We start from the raw sequence: 19,004 nt of genomic DNA on the forward strand, positions 1-19,004 counted from the left end.
CAACGTAGTTGAGTGACTAGGCTATGAGATTCAAGGCGGCTAGAACATAGTAAGCATGGTGGATGTTATCCTAGTCTTGCAACTAACTCCTCAAGCTATAATTCCTCCAATTGTTGCCTAGATGATGGCTATTATACCATTGAGGCAATTACACCCTGTAGCAAGCAGCTAGAGGTAGTTCCCCCCCATCATAATAAATGTATAAGACACACTTAGGAGAAGAGTAACGCATGGGCAAGGTAGTCGGCATCGACTTGGGTACAACCAACTCAGTAGTCGCCGTAATGGAGGGTGGCAAGCCGGTGGTGATTGCCAATGCAGAAGGAATGCGAACAACCCCCTCTGTTGTAGGCTTCAGCAAGGAAGGTGAAAGGGTGGTTGGGCAAATGGCACGGCGACAAACAGTCCTTAACCCTCAAAATACCTTTTTTGCAGTCAAACGCTTTATTGGGCGCAGGTATGGCGAATTAAATCCAGAATCAAAGCGTGTACCCTATACTATCCGCAAAGATGAGCTAGGTAATATTAAAGTAGCTTGTCCTCGTCTGAGTAAAGATTTTGCGCCGGAAGAAGTTTCGGCTATGGTGCTGAAAAAGTTGGCAGATGATGCTAGTGCTTATTTGGGCGAACCGGTGACAGGGGCAGTTATTACAGTACCAGCTTATTTTAATGATTCCCAGCGACAGGCAACCCGCGATGCTGGGAGAATTGCTGGTTTAGAAGTTTTGCGGATTTTGAATGAACCGACGGCGGCATCTCTAGCTTATGGGTTAGACAGGGGTGATACGGAAACTATCTTAGTTTTTGACTTGGGTGGTGGAACTTTCGACGTATCAATTCTGGAAGTCGGCGACGGGGTGTTTGAGGTGAAAGCCACCAGTGGGGATACGCAACTGGGGGGGAATGATTTTGATAAGAAAATTGTTGATTGGTTAGCAGAGCAATTTTTAGAAGCAGAAGGTGTAGACTTAAGACGCGATCGCCAAGCTTTACAACGTCTGATGGAAGCTGGTGAAAAAGCTAAAATCGAACTCTCTGCCGTTAGCGTCACTGACATTAATTTACCATTCATCACCGCCACGGAAGACGGCCCCAAACACCTGGAAACTCGTCTCACCCGCGCGCAGTTTGAGGGTTTGTGTACGGATTTATTAAGCCGTGTCCGTAACCCGGTTAAACGGGCTTTAAAAGATGCCGGGTTACGTCCCGATGACATTGAGGAAGTCGTGCTAGTTGGTGGTTCGACACGAATGCCAATGGTAAAACAATTGGTACGCGATTTGATTGGCATTGAACCCAGTGAAAATGTCAACCCGGATGAAGTGGTGGCAATGGGCGCAGCTATTCAAGCGGGTATTCTCGCCGGCGAATTTAAAGATGTGCTGTTATTAGATGTCACGCCGTTATCTTTGGGGTTAGAAACTATCGGCGGTGTGATGAAAAAACTCATTCCCCGTAATACTACTATCCCCGTCCGCCGTTCTGATATTTTCTCGACATCAGAAAATAACCAAAACAGTGTGGAAATCCATGTGGTTCAAGGTGAACGGGAAATGGCTGGGGATAACAAATCCCTCGGACGTTTCAAACTCTACGGCATTCCGCCAGCCCCTAGAGGTATACCGCAAATTCAAGTATCATTTGATATCGATGCCAACGGGATTTTACAGGTATCAGCTTTAGATAGAACCACGGGACGTGAGCAAAGTATTACTATTCAAGGTGCTTCTACCTTGAGTGAAGGCGAAATTAACCGGATGATTCAGGATGCTCAGAAATACGCTGACATCGACCGGGAACGGAAAGAACGGGTAGAAAAACGTACCCGTGCTGAGGCGTTGATTCTGCAAGCAGAAAGACAATTGCGAGAAGTCGCTTTAGAATTTGGTATGCAGTTCGCCCGTAGTCGTCGTCAACGCATTGATAATATATGCCGAGAATTGCGGGAAAGTCTCCAAGAAAAAGACGATCGCGGTATTGATCAAGCTTACGCTGACTTGCAAGATGCTCTGTATGAATTAAATCGGGAAGTCCGAGAATATTATGCGGAGGACGAAGACGAAGACTTATTTGGCGCGATTAAGGAGATATTTACAGGCGATAAAGAAAGAGAACGCGATCGCGACTATTACAGAGATAATTATCGTGATAACTATCGAGAACGGGATTCTTTCGGACGCGATTATAACCGAGATTACGGACGAGATAGCCGTTCTACCTATGACAATCGTCCATCCAGGCGATCGCCCCGTCCCAGTTATCAGGATAATTGGGATGATGATGATGATTGGCTGTAGCTTGTTGGGGACTCTTGACTGGGGGGAGATGAGGAGGAAGAATTCATATCATCCCCAATGCCCCATGCCCCATGCCCCCTATAAACTTAATTCAAAATGCGGATTTAGTAATTGGTAATTCGTAATTAGTAATTAGATATTGATATTATTCATTACTAATTAACAATTACCAACATCTAAACTTTAAAAGTTAAATAAATGAATATGCAGAATTTGCAAAATTTTCGGGATTACTACGAAATTTTAGGCGTAGCTAAAGATGCTACCAATGAAGAAATTAAAAAGAATTATCGACGGTTAGCCAGGCAGTATCACCCTGACCTTAACCCAGGAAATAAAGCGGCAGAAGAAAAATTTAAGGATATCGGTGAGGCTTATGAAGTGCTTTCCGATACTGCTAAACGCGCCCAGTATGACCAATTTAGCCGCTACTGGAAGCAAAAAGGTTTTAGCAAACAAGCACCAAAAGCCAAAACCTGGGAACGTACAGGCGATCGCAATGGGAATCAAAATGTAGACCCCAGTGAGTTCTCCAATTTTGAAGACTTTATTAATCAAGTGATTGGCGTAGGTGTGCGTCGAGACAGCAGAAATGGTGCAAGTACCACTACTACAGATCCATTTCGTTCACCAAAAAGTCGGGTGGAATATACAGTACCCAAAAACCCACCCCGTCCGGCGCGTCGGGATATCGAAGCGAGATTAACCCTACCATTAGAAAAAGCTTATCAGGGAGGTAAAGAACGAATTCGCTTAGAAGATGGGCGATCGCTAGAAGTTAATATGCCCCCAGGGATGGTGACAGGACAAAGTATCCGTCTACGAAATCAAGGTATGGGTGGCGGCGACCTCTATCTGAAAATCACCGTTGAACCTCACCCATTATTTAAACTCGAAGGTGCCAATATATTCTGCCAAATTCCAGTCACTCCCTCAGAAGCAGTCTTAGGCGGACAGGTAGAAGCACCAACTTTGGACGGCCCAGTAAAAATGACCATCCCGCCAGGAGTCAGGTATGGTCAAAGATTTCGCTTGGCAAATAAAGGCTACCCCACCGAAAACGGTAAACGTGGGGATCAATTAGTCGAAATTCAAATAGTTACACCGAAAAATATTACTCAGGAAGAACGGGAACTGTACGAAAAACTACGGGAAATTGAAACTTTTAAACCTCGTGCCGACTTAATCAGTTAAGTTCGCCACATCTGAAACTTTATTTAAAAGTTAAAGGGTCATGCTGTGACAGCAACTTTTCTACTTTTGCCTCATCAATACGGGCAGTTAATTTTCTAGCTTCGTGTAAATCTCTAGTAGTTTTAGCTAGGGTAAAAGTAGAACCAATTGAAAAAGCTAAACCCATACCCATAAAGCCTTTTACCCAGTTATCTACCGGCAAATTAACAATACCAAAAGTAGTCATAGAAACCGACAGCGCAAAAGCCGCCCAGGTTTGAATAATCCAAGCTGTACTATCTTTTTGAGGGCTAGTAGGTTGCATATTTTTTACCTGTGATGGGAGTAGTTTAACCGTGATTTTAATCAGTGGTAAATTCACTGTTATCACTGTTAAAACCAGTTTTTCAACTGTACTCCCAAAATTTTGCTGATCACCCCTCAGAAGAAGTAAATACTGTTACAAGTTTTGTACCAGTTCTAAAAGTGGCATTAATCCTAAGGGGAAAATTTAGAAGCCAAAAGTCAAAAGTCAAATTTTACAGCGATTTTCAAGTAATGAACCACAAAAGAACCATGTAGAGACGTTGCATGCAACGTCTCTACCCTGTAGTCTAATTAGCTAAAACTGCTGTCAATTCTGTAGCCGTCAATAGTCAATAGCAATAACTAATGACTAATGACTAATGACTAATCAGATTCAGGAAAAGTCTGCACCTTGCCATCTGGACTGAGAAGCACTCTAATTCGGGTATTTTGTCCGTAGCGATTAGCAGAAACAAAGGGTGCGCCAATAGTAGGCATTCCCACCACCTCAAAGTTATCCCTAGCGGCTTTTCCTAAAGGTATAATGCGCTCAATTGCGCCATCAACACCCAAAATCAAACTATATTCTAGAGTTTGGGAAAATCCTGTGGGTGGCTGCCAGCGTTTCTGGAAAAATTCTCTCACTTCTGCTACCTGGGGTGTATCAAACAGTGTGCTGCTACTGTTGACAGACACTTCTGTAGGTGTAGGAGTGTTACCAATGTTAGATTCTCCCCTCAATCTTGCTATTAATGAGTTAGGATCAGCCACTGCTGAGGAGGTAGTTGCAGGGGAATTAATTCTAGCTGGTGCCTGTTGCGAAGCCACTGGTGAATAATCTCTAGCATCAGGTAGATTAGCCAGTGGAGGGGGAACAGGGGCGGGATTAGAAGACATTCTCGGTGGTAATTCCCGCTTGATGGGAAGACTCGCTTCAGCTGAGTTACTTGAGCCTGTAGAATTAGGTTGAATGGCAATTTGCTGACCTGGGATGTTAACTGATGAACTGCCAACAATTGATGGAATTTGTGTTGGTGGTAAATTCGATGTCTGATTTGATGCTGAGGAACTAGGAGTTAAATCAGAATTCGGGGTGATGGGAGAGGTAGAAGCCAGATTTTGGTCAGGAGATGTCAGGGTGGTGCTTGGTAAATTGGTATTTGGGGGGATTGGAGGAGTCGCGCCATTAGGCAGCGATGATAAATTATTAGGAGGAGTTAGTTGAGTTTGGGGTACAGGAAAGTTAGGTGTGGGTGCTGGTTGTAGGGCAACGGATTCTTGTTTGGGTGTTGCTGTTGTAGCTGTCTGGTACTGCTTTTGCCGGATGTTATTAGCATATTGCCAAGTCAAAGGTGTCAAACCTACGCCGATGACTAACATCGCCGCTACGGGAACCCAACTAGGCCAGTTGACGATTGAACTACTTTGATTGAAATCGGGTAATGTGGTGACATCTGCTGCATATTCATCTAGGGCAGTTGCCAAATCGAACAGTTGTAATAGACTTAGTTGAACAACAGAAGCAGACGCTTGATTAGCCAGAGAACCGAGATATAAATTGTGTGTTAAATAATTGTTAGATTCTAAGTAGATTTTTGTCCCTGGGGTTGGGGATGTAAATGATTTTGATGTCTTAGCTAATAAAGGTGTTTGCTGAAAATCTGTTAATTCTGTATCTTTAGATACTTTAGTGGAATCTTGAAGACCAGAGAAACTCAACCAAAAGTTTTCCGGCGATTGTTGGAGAAGTTCCTGTACGTAACTGGTGACAGCATCACACAAAGCTTCGAGTTGGTCGCGATCGCCTCGAATAATTAGCTTGTGTTCTTCTGGCAACTGTGGATCATCAAAGCGTAACTCAAAGGTTAATTGCTTGAGAACAGTTTTCAAGAGCCAACGCGACAAAGCAGAACTTTGCGCCATGACTTCTAGTGTGCAGGTAGGAGGTGTGTAGCGACGAATGACAGAATTTGTTAGAGGCATAGCAGGAACTGCAAGGGAGATTGTTTCAAAATTTTGCGGAACTATCTATGAGTGCTAACCAGAGGCGGCGGTGTCCACCAGTAGTGCTGTAAAACAATAAATCTACAAGTAGTTTTAGTGCCAACTTAGTGAGTAAATCGGTTGAGATTTGCTCGTCCTCTTCCATCCGCTCTTGGTAGGTGTTGCAGAAAGCATCAATATAATCTCCAAGTAAAGCAGCCTGATGAGGTTCTCGATTTTTTTCCGCCATTTGTTCTAGTAAAGCCACCGCACGGCGAATCAATTCCTGGTGCTGTTTGGCGAGGTAACAGATAATCAGAACAAGCGATCGCGCTTCTTCTACATCTAACTTTTTTCGCCCTCCTTGACCTTTACGTATGGGATTCGACTGTCGCAATCGCCATAAAGCTACGCGGTCTGGCACTCTTGACTCCAAATTCAGCTCGTTTGCTGCCGAGAGCATCGCCTCGGAACCAATACCAGTTAAAGTTTCTAACGCCAACAGCACCAAGTCTAACTTGGTTTTGATGTTGTCCCATTGCACAACATTTGGGTCGGGAAGTTTACTTAAGTCCACCCACTGAGAATTAGGAGTGGCTGAATCAGCGGCCGAGTGCATAACTTTTAGCATAGGTGATCAGGCTGGTAGGGGCTGTTGCTGTTACTCATTTTGAAACCAGACTATGAATTTTTAAAGTTGGTTTCCCGTACCGTAAGCAGGCAGAAGGCAGCTATGCTGGAGGTAGAAGGGCAGAGAACTAAAACATATTAGCCTGTAGTTTTTTACTAACTGCATAGTTAATTCTGCAACTGCATTTGCTTTTCTTACTTTTGGTAAACAGCAATTGTCACTGTCTTACTCTACTAGATGAAAATTTATTTTCAACAGTGTAGAAATTGAATTTTGGTGGTAAAATTTATATACTTTAGCTGCTGTTTCCGTACAAAAGTATAAAAAAATAGGTTCAAATAATTTAATATTTAACGATTAATTGCCAGCATCATCAGCTAATCAATCATCAGCAATTAACAATTAGCCACTCACACCTGTTATATTTATTTCTGCAAAAAAATAACTTCATCAGGCTGAGTTTCAAATAAATTTCTACAATATCTAAATTTGAGATACAAGCATATTTTTGCCTGTTGCCTCGACCCACCGATGGTCAGAAGCCCCTCCCCTTGGGCGATTGTGTTGGGCAGGGTAACAATCCCCTTCCAACACCTTCCCTGTTGCCTGTTCCCTGTTAAGAGTTCCCTTTCACTCAACCAATATAGGCAATGGTGACACCGCTACCACCATCAGCCTGTTCTGCTGCTTCATAGCGGCTAACTCTGGGATGCTGTTGTAAAAAGGCGTGAACACCTTGACGCAGTTTCCCAGTTCCGTGTCCGTGGATAATCCAGATTTGACCTTGGGCTTCGGAAATGGCTTTGTCGATAATAATTTCTGCGTCAGCTACCCGTTTCCCACGTAAATCGACGGTATTTTGGGAGGTACGAATGGCTAAGGCTGGTTGAGGTGGTGCGGTAATCGCTGCTGGGGCTGGTTTTGCTTTGGCGACTGGTTCGGCTTTTTGACCATCTAAAGATTCGATGTCTTCTAGCTTAACCTTCATTTTCATGATGCCAAAGCGAACGCTTAACTCACCATCTTCATCGGGAGGTGTTAACACTTCTGCGGTTTGCCCAAATTTGGCTAGACGAATGCGATCGCCTACTTTGGGCATAAAGCCCAGTTTCGGTTTTGGCGGTGCGGCTGGTTGATAGGTTTGGGCAATTTGATTTAAGGCTTTCGTGGCTTGTTGGGCATCTTGGGCTGTGGGTGTCCCTTGCTGCAAGCGACGAATTACTTTAGCAATTTCGCCTTTAGCTGAGGCGATCGCTTGCTGTACTGCGACTTCCTGGGAAGCTTTTAAAGCCTGTTCTCGTTCTTCTAACGCTGCCGCTTTCGCTGATACCTCTTTATACAACCGTTCTGCCTGTTGTAATAATTTTTGGGCTTCTGCGGCTTTGGTTTCCTGACGACGACGTTGGGCTTCTAAACCAGCAATTACCTGATTAACCTCGTCTTGGGCTTCTCCCACTTGGGTTTTTGCTTGTTCTACCACTTCTGGTTTTAAACCCAAACGTAAAGCGATCGCCAACGCATTAGAACGCCCAGGAATCCCCCACAGTAAGCGGTATGTGGGGGATAAAGTCTGCTCATTGAACTCTACCGAGGCGTTTTCAAAGCGCACATCTTCATACTTCAGGGCTTTCAACTCGCCAAAGTGAGTTGTTGCCATTGTCAACTGGGCATGATCCGCCAGATATTGTAGAAGTGCGATCGCTAATGCACTCCCTTCAGCTGGATCTGTACCCGCACCAACTTCATCGAGGAGGACGAGGGACTGGGGACTGGGGATTGGGGACTGGGGACTGGGTAACAATTCTCCCTCATCTCCCCCATCTCCCACATCTCCCTTATCTTCCCCGTCCCCTGTTCCCAAAGCCTTCAAAATCCGGCTAATGCGGCGAATATGACCGGAAAAGGTAGATAAACTCTGCTGTAATGATTGTTCATCACCGATATCTGCCAATACTTGGTCAAACCAAGGTAATTCTACTGGTTCACGGGCGGGGACAAATAAACCCACCTTGGCCATTAATGCGGCTAATGCCAAGGTTTTTAAGGTGACAGTTTTTCCGCCAGTGTTCGGCCCGGTAATCGTGACTACTTTAATATGGGGACTGATTAACAAATCCACGGGAATCACAGGATGACCTTGTTCGTGCTGCTGTTGCCATACCAACAAAGGATGTCGCAACTGGCGTAAAGTAATGATTTCCTGTTCTTCCCGGTTGATAAATCTGGGCGGGTTAGCTTGCAGCCATAAACTATATCTAGCTCTCGCCGTTGCTAAATCTAAGGTTGTGACTATAGCTAATAATCTTTCTAAATCTGGCTTAACTGCTGCTATTTGCTCAGTTAAGGCGCGTCTAATAGCTTCTGATTCTGCTTGTTCTCTTCTAATAGTTTGCCGTAATTGATTGCCCATTGGGACAATTGAATTCGGCTCTATGTAGAGAGTCGCACCACTGGTAGAAGTGTCATGTACAATACCAGGGATAGCATCTTTTTGTGGTGCTTTTACGGGGATAACAAAGCGATCGCCCCGTTGGGTAATAATTTGTTCTTGGACTGCTCCTGATTTTGCTTGTAAGATATTTTGCAGTTTTTGAGTGATTTGACTGCGTAATCTCCGCAATTCCGTGCGAATTTCGCCCATTTTCTGGCTAGCACGGTCAGTTACTTGTCCCCGTTCATCAATACAACGGTGAATTTCCTGCTCCAATTCTGGATAAGTGCGTAAATCGGCGACTAATTCATTCAGGACTGGTAAATCTTCTTGGTTATCAATAATACGGCGTAAATTTCTCGCACCAGCCAAAGTAGTAGCGATCGCCAATAATTCATCCCCTGCCAAAATACCTTGGAGTTCTGCCCGTTCTAGGGAGTCACCAATATCTTGAACTCCTTCAAAAGATAAACCGGGAGTGAGACGACTTTCCAGTTGATAGACTTCTTTAGTTTGTGCTAACAACTGCTCACTGACGGCTGGGGATGTAGGTATTTGTAGACAGCGTGATGCGATCGCCCCTAATTTAGTAGCCGCAAACGTAGAAAGATGCTGGCAAAGGCGATGCCATTCAAGTAGTTCTAAGGTCTCAGATTGGATCAAGGCTGCTTTCGTCAAATCTGACAAGTATCTTAACAATTGTAGCTTTGATCAGGCTGCACCCGAAAGCAGAAAAAATCGCTGCAAATGATCTCACAATTTGATACCCTAGCTAGAACAGAATTCAGAAAAGTTAACAGCGTGGAAATTCAACTTGGGCGGGGAAAGACAGCTCGTAGAGCCTATGGCATTGATGAAATTGCTCTAGTCCCCGGTAACAGAACACTTGATCCGAGTTTAGCCGATACTCGGTGGAAAATAGGTAATATTGAGCGAGAAATTCCCATTATTGCCAGTGCAATGGATGGTGTTGTCGATGTGGGCATGGCTGTACGGTTGTCACAGCTAGGCGCATTAGGCGTGCTTAACCTAGAGGGCATCCAGACTCGCTATGCCGACCCTAATCCCATTTTGGATCGGATTGCATCAGTGGGTAAAGATGAGTTTGTTTCTCTGATGCAAGAACTATATGCCGAACCAATCAAGGCAGAATTAATAGAAAAACGTATTCAGGAAATTAAACAACAAGGCGGTATTGCCGCAGTCAGTGCTACGCCAGCAGGTGCTAGCAAATACGGTGAAGTAGTAGCAAAAGCTGGGGCAGATTTATTTTTTATCCAAGCTACAGTAGTTTCTACTAATCACCTCTCGCCAGAGTCAATCACACCTCTAGATTTAGCAGAATTTTGCCGTTCCATGCCCATCCCCGTAATTTTGGGCAACTGTGTGACTTATGAAGTCACCTTAGATTTAATGAAAGCCGGGGCAGCAGCAATATTAGTAGGGATAGGCCCTGGTGCGGCTTGTACCTCCCGTGGTGTGTTGGGTGTCGGTATCCCCCAAGCAACGGCTGTTGCTGACTGCGCCGCCGCACGGGATGAATACTTCCAAGAAACTGGTAAATACGTCCCCATCATTGCCGATGGCGGTTTAATCACCGGTGGCGACATTTGTAAATGTATAGCCTGTGGAGCTGATGCGGTAATGATTGGTTCTCCCTTTGCGAGAGCCGCAGAAGCACCCGGAAGGGGCTATCACTGGGGTATGGCAACTCCTAGCCCCGTACTGCCCCGTGGAACGCGGATTAGAGTCGGTACAACAGGCTCTTTAGCGCAAATTCTCATCGGCCCTGCCGGGCTGGATGATGGTACTCATAACCTGTTAGGAGCTTTAAAGACTAGCATGGGTACTTTAGGAGCAAAAAATCTCAAAGAAATGCAGCAAGTCGAAGTAGTCATTGCTCCTTCTTTGTTAACAGAAGGCAAAGTCTACCAAAAAGCTCAACAATTAGGTATGGGTAAATAAAGGGAATAGGGACTGGGGAATGGGGATTGGGGACTGGGAAATAAGAAGAATTGAGGCTCTTTGCAGGGGGAAAAGGGGAAATTTCTCTCCCCCTTGCTCCTTGCTCCCTGCACCCCTGCCTCCCTCGCTTCCTCCGCTTCCCCTGCCCCCTGCCCCCCCATAGCCCTAAATCCTTAACCAAGGAATAGGAAAATATATCCCTATACCCAATACAGAATAAATACCTACTCCTTAGTAGAGATATCTCTAAATCCATCAAAAAATTTTTCCAGACTTTTCAACATTCACGGGAAAAATCACATCTGTCGCCTACAATAGAGAAAGCGGAGACGCATGTTTCCGTTCACTCCTCACACCACACTCCGCCCGGACTACTGTTCGGGCGGTTCCTTATGTCTGTATTTTTTGCATAAATTCTTTAGCTTCTTTGTAAATGTATATCCTGGGATTTTCGGCTGCTGTTTTTGCTATGGTAGAATTTTGACGAAAGTCAGAAATATAATTGGCAAAGGTTTTTAGGCATGTCAGCAGCCGCACAAGTTACAGATTCTACTTTTAAGCAAGAGGTACTCGACAGCGAAGTACCAGTTTTAGTTGATTTCTGGGCTCCCTGGTGTGGGCCTTGCAGAATGGTAGCCCCGGTTGTAGATGAAATTGCAGCTCAGTACCAAGGTCAACTAAAAGTTGTGAAGGTCAACACGGATGAAAATCCCCAAGTGGCTAGTCAGTACGGTATCCGCAGCATTCCCACTCTGATGATTTTTAAAGGTGGGCAGAAAGTCGATATGGTAGTCGGTGCGGTACCTAAAAGTACATTAGCCAACACTTTGGATAAGTATCTTGGTTGAACCTCAACCAGCAGTCAACCCCTGTTGATTAGTCTATTGGAATTAAATTTAGGTCAGTATTTGTCAATAAGTTTGTCAGGCGCATAATTATGCGCCTCAATAAAACTTTAAATAGTGGAAAATAAGTTAAAATTATCGTCGCCAAATAAATTCTGTATTTCTTCTCAAAGTAATCTGTCAAGATGATGCCTCGAAGATTGATTTTGGGCAGATAGCTGAGGTTACAATCAGCAAGAAATCACAGTTTGCTCTAGAATTGACACATTTTTTCCACTAGATACTGACATTTCACACCTGAAAATCGCCTGAGTGCGTCTGCCTTATTAGCTGTTTTCAGCAGTTAATACATTGCACACCAAAATTAGGTAAAATGTAATGCCATTGTGTTGGCAGTTCTCATGACCTCATCTGCGTCGTTTGACACCTTCGAGTCTCTCCAAGCGGATATCGCTAAATTACTTGATCGCTTACCGACATTAAAACATCACCAATTCATTCAGCAGGCTTTAGCAACTATCGTCCGTCTGGCTGATAGTGACATTGATCGTCTCGATTGGAAGATACTGTCTGCGGCTTTGGCAGACATGGAAAAAGGCTTCCAGTTATTCTATGACTACCGACACGTTCGCAAAGTCACGATTTTTGGTTCGGCTCGCCTATCACCAGAAACCGCAGAGTACCAAATGGCATTACAATTTGGTCGCGCTGTCACCAAGTTGGGATTTATGGTGATGACAGGCGGCGGCGGCGGCATTATGCAAGCTGGGCATGAAGGCGCGGGAAGAGAAAATTCCTTTGGCTTAAATATTCAGTTACCCTTTGAACAGCAAGCTAACCCAATTATTGAAGGCGATCCTAAATTAATTCACTTTAAGTATTTCTTTACTCGCAAGCTATTTCTGCTTAAAGAAAGTGATGCTGTTGCTTTATTTCCTGGTGGCTTTGGCACTCAAGATGAGGCTTTTGAGTGTATGACACTCAGTCAGACGGGTAAATTTGGCCCCGTACCCGTGGTTTTAATCGACCATCCAGGTGGTGATTATTGGCAGTCTTGGAGCCAATATATTGATCAGCATTTGGTGAAAACAGGTTTAGTTAGTCCTGAAGATCCCAGCCTGTACACAGTCACAGATAACCTGGAAGTTGCTTGTGATGCGATTACTCGTTTTTATCAGGTTTATCACTCCAGTCGCTATGTAGGTGATCAGTTGGTAATTCGCTTAATGCAAGAATTATCAGATGCAGAAGTAGAGCAACTTAATGCTGAATTTAGCGACATTCTTGTGAAAGGAAAGATTGAAAAAAGTCAAGCTTTACCTCAAGAAAGTCAAGACGAAACCGTTGAACTACCTCGTCTAGTTTTGTACTTCAATCAACGGGACTTAGGACGTTTGTATCAGATGATTGCCACAATCAACCGGATGGGTATTCATACCCCTGACGAGCAATTACATCCTGAAAAAAAATAAGTATTTTTACTCTGGAAAAGATTGTGGTCAGAGCCGGAGATTCTCCGGCTCTACTTATGAGGATGGAAAAATTTGCTAAATCTCGATAAGTTAGTGAAATATCTCTGCGATCGCTGGCTCTGAGCAGTTGCATAAACTTGAATCACGAGTATAATTTCTGAGCATTAGCCTTCATTGATTTGTTGTAGCCATTCTCTTTTACTGTTGTCGTTGTTGAATTTGTGGACAGTATCAGGCTTTTTGACTACACCAGTTAAATATTGACTTCTTTGACTCACTCTCAAGCGTGAGGAAGTTACAAAGTAGCAACTACAAGGTTGTAACTTAATTGACTCAAACCGGAGAAAAAAACACCAATTATTATGTCTCAATGCTGATAATTTCTAAAAAGTCAGTATATTACCACAGTAAACAACAATATATTATTCTATTCTGCTACATCTTAACAAGGGGATTACATCATGCTGGAATTGTTGGGTTCAGGTTTGGTTTCTCTCTGGCTGGAGATGGCTGGAGTAAACATCAAGCCATCAGATGCCTTAGAAGCTTTAACTTGGCAAAGTAGTCCAGGCTTGGTTATTGCCACTGATCCCAATCCAGCCGGAGCTAATACCCTGAAAGAATATCTCCAAGGGCTACTGAAATCTCAGCTAATCACCGAGAATCTCACAGAAAGTCAAGGAATTTGGATACAGTCAGGGCCGATGCTGATGGCTGACCATCAAGGTAAAACACCTCTATCTGCGGCTTCTCTGACCAAGATTGCAACTTCGTTGGTGGCTTTAAAAACCTGGGGGCCAAACCACCAATTTGACACGATGATTAGTGCTACAGGGCCGATAGTCAATGGGGTGGTGCAGGGAGATTTAGTGATTACTGGTGGTGGTGATCCGATGTTTGTCTGGGAGGAGGCGATCGCCTTGGGTAATACTCTCAATAAAATGGGGATTAAGCAGATAAAAGGAAATTTGGTAATTACTGGCAATTTCGCCATGAACTTCCAGCGTCAACCCCTGTTAGCTGGGCAAATGCTCAGACAAGCCCTAAACTCTAAAACTTGGACTCGTCCGGCAACTTACACCCACTCGATTATGCCCAAGGGTACACCTAAACCCCAAGTAGCGATCGCCGGTCAAGTCAAAGTCGCCGCCCAACCCAACCCTCAACAAACCTTGCTCATCCGCCATCGTTCTCTACCTATGCACCAATTAGTCAAGGAGATGAACGTTTACAGTAATAACGAGATGGCGCAAATGCTAGCAGAATCAGTAGGCGGCCATACCGTGGTGCAGTTAAAAGCTGCCCAACTAGCTAATGTACCACAGACAGAAATTCAATTAATCAATGGTTCAGGACTCGGACAAGAAAACCGCATTTCGCCCAGGGCTGCTTGTGCAATGTTAATGGCACTGCAACAAGAAGCAGCTGCTCATCAACTCAACCTAGCTGATTTATTCCCCACCTCTGGTTTTGATCAGCGAGGCACAATGCAATATAGAAATCTACCGGGTGCGACTGTGATGAAAACCGGGACTTTGCGAGATGTGAGTGCTTTAGCTGGTGTCGTCCCCACACGCGATCGCGGTTTGGTTTGGTTCGCCATCATCAACCGTGGTTCACAAATCACAGCCTTCCGCAATCAACAAGACAAGCTTTTGCAACGTTTAGTACAACAATTAGAAGTAGCTCCCACAGTACCAACATCTCTCACCCCGCATACAACTAAATCATTACCGGATTTAGGTAATATCAGTCGCCAGGAAATTGTCTATCAAGGTTAGGCTAGAGAGAAGAAGCAGGGGAGCAGGGGAGCAGGGGAGCAGGGGAGACAAGGGAGACAAGGAAGACAAGGAAGACAAGGGAGAATCTTTTACCCAGTCCCTAGTCCCCAGTCCCCAGTCCCCAATTCCTAATTCCTAGTCTCTGGAATAATCTCAGTCACCACTCTGTTTCTAGAACCGCCACCTTTAACCACAATATTTTCTGTTTGTAGATTACCTATAGCTGTTTCACCCTGAAAATTTAAGGGTGGATCAACTTGTCGATAAGCGACGTTTCCCTGGGCTTCTAATAATTTTTTGTCTAAATACCAAGTCATTTTTTGAGCGTTAAGGGTTTGGCGACGCTGCCCGACAGCATTAACTTTCCCGGTTAAATAAACTGTTTTTTGGGGAATTTGCATTTCCCCTCGGTTAGCAGTGACGGTGATGTTTTCGGTTCGATGCAACACGCGCACGGGGGAATTTGTAGTAACTTTTTCGCCGTTGATATTCCAAGTCATGGAGTTACTGGCAATTTGAACTGGAGGATCTAATAAATCTAATTGGGCATTTTGTTTAATTGTGGCAATCTTAGTTTTTAAGTTGACTTCGGCGGCGTTACCCCGACCGCGATCGCTTATTTGATTATTCTTGTAACGGTCAATTTGTAAAGGGCGATTGGCAATTAATTTTTCGGCTGGAATCTGCCAAATTAAATGCTCAGTCCGCATTTGCATCTGGGGATCGGCAGAATTTGCCACTACACCGCCAAAAAATTCCATGCGCTGTTCACGGGTTTTAACTTTGGCTTCCTGTGCTACTGCATTGAGTTGTTTATGGGTACCATTAATTTGGTTGCGGACAATTAATAAATCTTCTTGGGGTCGCCATTCTAATTCATTGCCTCGTAACACAATGCCATTAATTGGGTCTGTCGCCACTATTTTTCCTTTGAGAAATAGTTGCTTCCCATCCTGTTCGATGTCGGCGGTTTCGGCTGTGACTTGGTAAATTACTTTGCCATCTTGATAGAGTTCCCCGTAGGGACTTTGAGCTTCACCAATTTGTTTTTCTTTGGTGTATTGTGCTTGTTTAGCTTTGACTCTCCAAACTGGTCGCCCTACTTCATCTGCTTGTTCCAGAATCACATCAAAGAAAGTTAAATTACTATCTTGAGGAGATTCAGAATTATTTGGTTGGGCATTTTGGAGTGGTTTACCTCCACAAGCCACTAAACCCATGATTAAGAAAACAATTACAGGCAGGTAATACCAATTTGTTTTAAAATGGCAAAAATTTCTGATTTTTAAGAAAAACTGGCTATTCAAATCTACAGAAATGGGGGAAACTGTTGTTAGTTCCCCCCGATGACAATAGGCTTTTCTTCCTTGTCTACCTTGGTGTTTGGTCATTAATCTTGAATTTCTAGTTGTCCATCGCTAGGGTCATCTAAAAATCCCATACCAGATAAGGGTCGATAGGGATAGCTTTGGCGTGGGGTTTTTTGGATGTCTTCTTTTATAGCTTCTAAATCAATATAGCGATCGCTGACATTAATTAAGCTATCACTTGTCATAGAACGCAAACTGACCACCTCTACCCGCACACCACGATAACTCACAGAATTAACTGCATAAGCTAGATCCCCGTCACCACTGACTAACACGGCGGTATCATAGGAATCTACCAAAGCCATCATATCTACGGCTATTTCTACATCTAAGTTGGCTTTTTTAGAACCGTCTGGTAGCTGTACTAAATCTTTAGCTATCACTCGATAACCGTTACGCCGCATCCACAACAAAAACCCCTGTTGCTTCTCGTTAGTGCGGTCTACACCTGTGTAAAAAAATGCCCGCAACAATCGAGAACCACCTGTTAAGCGACATAGTAATTTCGTGTAATCAATTTCAATTCCTAGTTGCAAAGCAGCGTAAAATAGATTTGAGCCATCAATAAATATAGCTACTCGACCCCGATTTTCTAACACCTGTTCCGGTGTGAATATGGAATCATTTTCTAAGTTATTCAACATTGTTGTCATACCTCAATTTTATCTTTGATATTTTTGATACAAGTTTTCAAGGAAAGAATGCTAGATTGGTTTATGATAATTTACTGGGGCTAATTTCAAGTTCAGCCCCATTAATTTTTTGCGAAAATAATAAGAGATTGAACTAGATTGCCATCAAGCAAAAACTCAAGTTATCAATCGTTTTTTATGGGTTCTATGCGTTTAAAAATTGGTTGGGGTTTACCCAAATTTTGCGCGCTAGAAAGTAATCCCCATGCTGCATGGGTGGAAAAAGGAGCATTAATTGCAATTGCTATTTGTTCGTTAAAATCAATTTCCCAGCCTAGTTGCTGATAAATATCACTACTGATATTAGGAATGACTGGGGAAAGCAGATAAGCAGCTAGTCTCACAGATTCTAAAACTGTGTACAGTACGGCTTCTACTTCTTGCTGTTTTCCTTGTTTATATAATGTCCAAGGAGCTTGCTCGTCAATATACTTATTGCTGGCTTGCACCAGTGACAGCACCATCTCACAAGCTTGGTTGAAAGCTAGTGTTGCATAAGCTTGTTTGACTTTTTCACCCAAATTTAAACCAATCGCTTTCAAAGCATTTTCCGCAGGAATGTCTGGATTACCGACTGACAGAGTATTGTCAGCACAGTATTTTTTCACCATGTTCAAGGTGCGATTGAGCAAATTACCTAAGTCATTTGCCAAATCTGCATTCAGAACATGAATGAATCTAACTTCATTAAAATCGCCATCTTTGCCAAATTCGATTTCCTTAAGGAAGTAATAACGAACGGCATCACTACCATAACGCTGAACGAGTGCGACAGGATCTAGGGTATTACCCAGACTTTTACCCATTTTCTGACCATCTTTGGTCAAAAAGCCATGCCCAAACACCTTTTCGGGTAACGGTAATTTAGCCGACATCAACATGGCAGGCCAATAAACTGCATGAAACCTTAATATATCTTTACCAATTAAGTGCAGGTTAATCGGCCACCATTTAGCTAGGGCGTTTTCTAATGTGGGTGGTACATCAGGATCTAACAGTGCTGTGACGTAACCCAGCAGGGCATCGAACCAGACATATAGGGTATGTTTGGCATCCGTGGGTACTGGAAAACCCCAATCTACATTCACCCTAGAAATCGAGAAGTCTTGTAAACCTTGGCTAACAAAGTTCAGAACTTCATTGCGACGACTTTCTGGTTGGATGAAATCCGGGCGCGACTGGTAAAATTCTTCTAATTGAGTTTGATATTTAGAAAGACGGAAGAAATAGTTTTGCTCATCTCGCCACTCAACTTCTTTGTTAGTATGTATGGGGCAACGCTTCCCTTCTAACAAGTCTCTTTCTTCTTTAAATTCTTCGCAGGATACGCAATACCAGCCTTTTTGCTGTCCTTGGTAGATGTCCCCAGATTCCCAGACTCGCTGAAAAAATTCTTTCACTATGGCTTCATGGCGTGATGAAGTAGTGCGAATAAAGCGATCATACTTAATATTCAGTAATTCCCACAGGGAGGCAAAACTGGCAGAGATGCCATCACAAAACTCTTGTGGTGCTTTCCCAATACTCTCTGCTGAACGCTGGATTTTCTGCCCATGTTCATCTGTACCTGTAATCAGCAGTACCTCTCGCCCCAACAGTCTATAAAACCGCGCCAGTGTATCCGCCGCCATCGTTGTATAAGCACTGCCTACGTGGGGAACATCGTTTACATAATACAGAGGTGTTGTGAGTGCAAATGTCTTTTCTGTTTGATCCACTATATTCATGCAAAATAAAAATCAAATTATTAAAACGTTTCTTGTTTACTGTTAGGTAAAACCAAGCAATTATATAACATTACTACCTTTTTTTTCAAACTCTAACTTAATATTAGCAAATTTCCCTGGTTAAGCATGATTTTTTAATGTTTATAAATTCCGCTAAATTTTCAGCCAAAAGACGGGAATTCACTCCTCGAAATCTTGGGGGATGTTTTTTTACATCTTTGGTGGCAGAGTATGAAAACCCCGAAATCTTTGCTCTGGGGCTGCTTCTGCTGCTCAAACATTTCTACCTTAAGACGGTCATGGTATTGGTAAAGAAATGTAAAAATTAAAT

General features: G+C 43.6%; 12 protein-coding genes and 1 pseudogene. 6 read left to right on the forward strand and 7 right to left on the reverse strand.

Features of this window, described 5'->3' with window-relative positions:
- Nucleotides 1-230 precede the first annotated feature (230 nt).
- Nucleotides 231-2,297, forward strand: a complete 2,067-nt coding sequence (dnaK, locus tag AACS98_RS16880; protein WP_066381932.1) for a molecular chaperone DnaK — start codon at nt 231-233, stop codon at nt 2,295-2,297.
- Between the two features lie 204 nt (nt 2,298-2,501).
- Nucleotides 2,502-3,491 (forward strand): DnaJ C-terminal domain-containing protein, encoded by a 990-nt coding sequence (locus AACS98_RS16885; RefSeq protein ID WP_198161152.1) that lies wholly within the window; start codon nt 2,502-2,504, stop codon nt 3,489-3,491.
- Nucleotides 3,492-3,510: 19 nt separating this feature from the next.
- Here the strand turns inward: AACS98_RS16885 and AACS98_RS16890 are convergent, their stop codons facing one another.
- From AACS98_RS16890 to AACS98_RS16905, 4 genes are all read right to left on the reverse strand, one after another.
- The gene (locus tag AACS98_RS16890) at nt 3,511-3,795 is read right to left on the reverse strand and encodes a YiaA/YiaB family inner membrane protein (RefSeq protein ID WP_066381936.1); all 285 of its coding nucleotides are present in this window, start codon (nt 3,793-3,795) and stop codon (nt 3,511-3,513) included.
- A 365-nt stretch (nt 3,796-4,160) separates the two neighbouring features.
- A complete protein-coding gene (locus AACS98_RS16895) occupies nt 4,161-5,759 on the reverse strand; it encodes a DUF4335 domain-containing protein (protein ID WP_066381940.1) in 1,599 nt (532 codons plus the stop codon).
- A gap of 25 nt (nt 5,760-5,784) precedes the next feature.
- Nucleotides 5,785-6,390 carry a DUF3038 domain-containing protein gene (locus tag AACS98_RS16900; RefSeq protein ID WP_066381947.1) on the reverse strand — a complete coding sequence of 202 codons (606 nt, stop codon included), beginning with the start codon at nt 6,388-6,390 and terminating at the stop codon, nt 5,785-5,787.
- 634 nt (nt 6,391-7,024) lie between these two features.
- Nucleotides 7,025-9,484: an endonuclease MutS2 gene (locus AACS98_RS16905; RefSeq protein ID WP_066382355.1), complete on the reverse strand. Its 2,460-nt coding sequence runs from the start codon at nt 9,482-9,484 to the stop codon at nt 7,025-7,027.
- Between the two features lie 138 nt (nt 9,485-9,622).
- Here AACS98_RS16905 and AACS98_RS16910 point away from each other — a divergent pair, with 138 nt between their 5' ends.
- The 4 genes and pseudogenes from AACS98_RS16910 to AACS98_RS16925 all read left to right on the forward strand — a co-directional run bounded on the left by AACS98_RS16910 (nt 9,623) and on the right by AACS98_RS16925 (nt 14,884).
- On the forward strand, nt 9,623-10,786 hold the full coding sequence (locus AACS98_RS16910) for a GuaB3 family IMP dehydrogenase-related protein (protein ID WP_066382356.1): 1,164 nt from the start codon (nt 9,623-9,625) through the stop codon (nt 10,784-10,786).
- Between the two features lie 497 nt (nt 10,787-11,283).
- Nucleotides 11,284-11,634: pseudogene (trxA, locus tag AACS98_RS16915) on the forward strand (thioredoxin); the annotation flags it as partial.
- 398 nt (nt 11,635-12,032) lie between these two features.
- On the forward strand, nt 12,033-13,103 hold the full coding sequence (locus AACS98_RS16920; protein ID WP_066381952.1) for an LOG family protein: 1,071 nt from the start codon (nt 12,033-12,035) through the stop codon (nt 13,101-13,103).
- Nucleotides 13,104-13,564: 461 nt separating this feature from the next.
- A complete protein-coding gene (locus AACS98_RS16925) occupies nt 13,565-14,884 on the forward strand; it encodes a D-alanyl-D-alanine carboxypeptidase/D-alanyl-D-alanine-endopeptidase (protein WP_066381954.1) in 1,320 nt (439 codons plus the stop codon).
- Between the two features lie 128 nt (nt 14,885-15,012).
- On the opposite strand, the gene lptC is transcribed toward AACS98_RS16925, so the two are convergent.
- The 3 genes from lptC to metG form a co-directional block, all read right to left on the reverse strand.
- Nucleotides 15,013-16,104 carry an LPS export ABC transporter periplasmic protein LptC gene (gene lptC, locus AACS98_RS16930; protein WP_066382357.1) on the reverse strand — a complete coding sequence of 364 codons (1,092 nt, stop codon included), beginning with the start codon at nt 16,102-16,104 and terminating at the stop codon, nt 15,013-15,015.
- Between the two features lie 170 nt (nt 16,105-16,274).
- Nucleotides 16,275-16,898, reverse strand: a complete 624-nt coding sequence (locus AACS98_RS16935) for a LabA-like NYN domain-containing protein (protein WP_015140250.1) — start codon at nt 16,896-16,898, stop codon at nt 16,275-16,277.
- 173 nt (nt 16,899-17,071) lie between these two features.
- Nucleotides 17,072-18,673, reverse strand: coding sequence for a methionine--tRNA ligase (metG, locus tag AACS98_RS16940; RefSeq protein ID WP_066381957.1), 1,602 nt, complete (start codon nt 18,671-18,673; stop codon nt 17,072-17,074).
- Between the last annotated feature and the right edge of the window lie 331 nt (nt 18,674-19,004).

The sequence above is a fragment of the Anabaena sp. CA = ATCC 33047 genome, assembly GCF_963870205.1.
Classification (GTDB): domain Bacteria; phylum Cyanobacteriota; class Cyanobacteriia; order Cyanobacteriales; family Nostocaceae; genus Trichormus.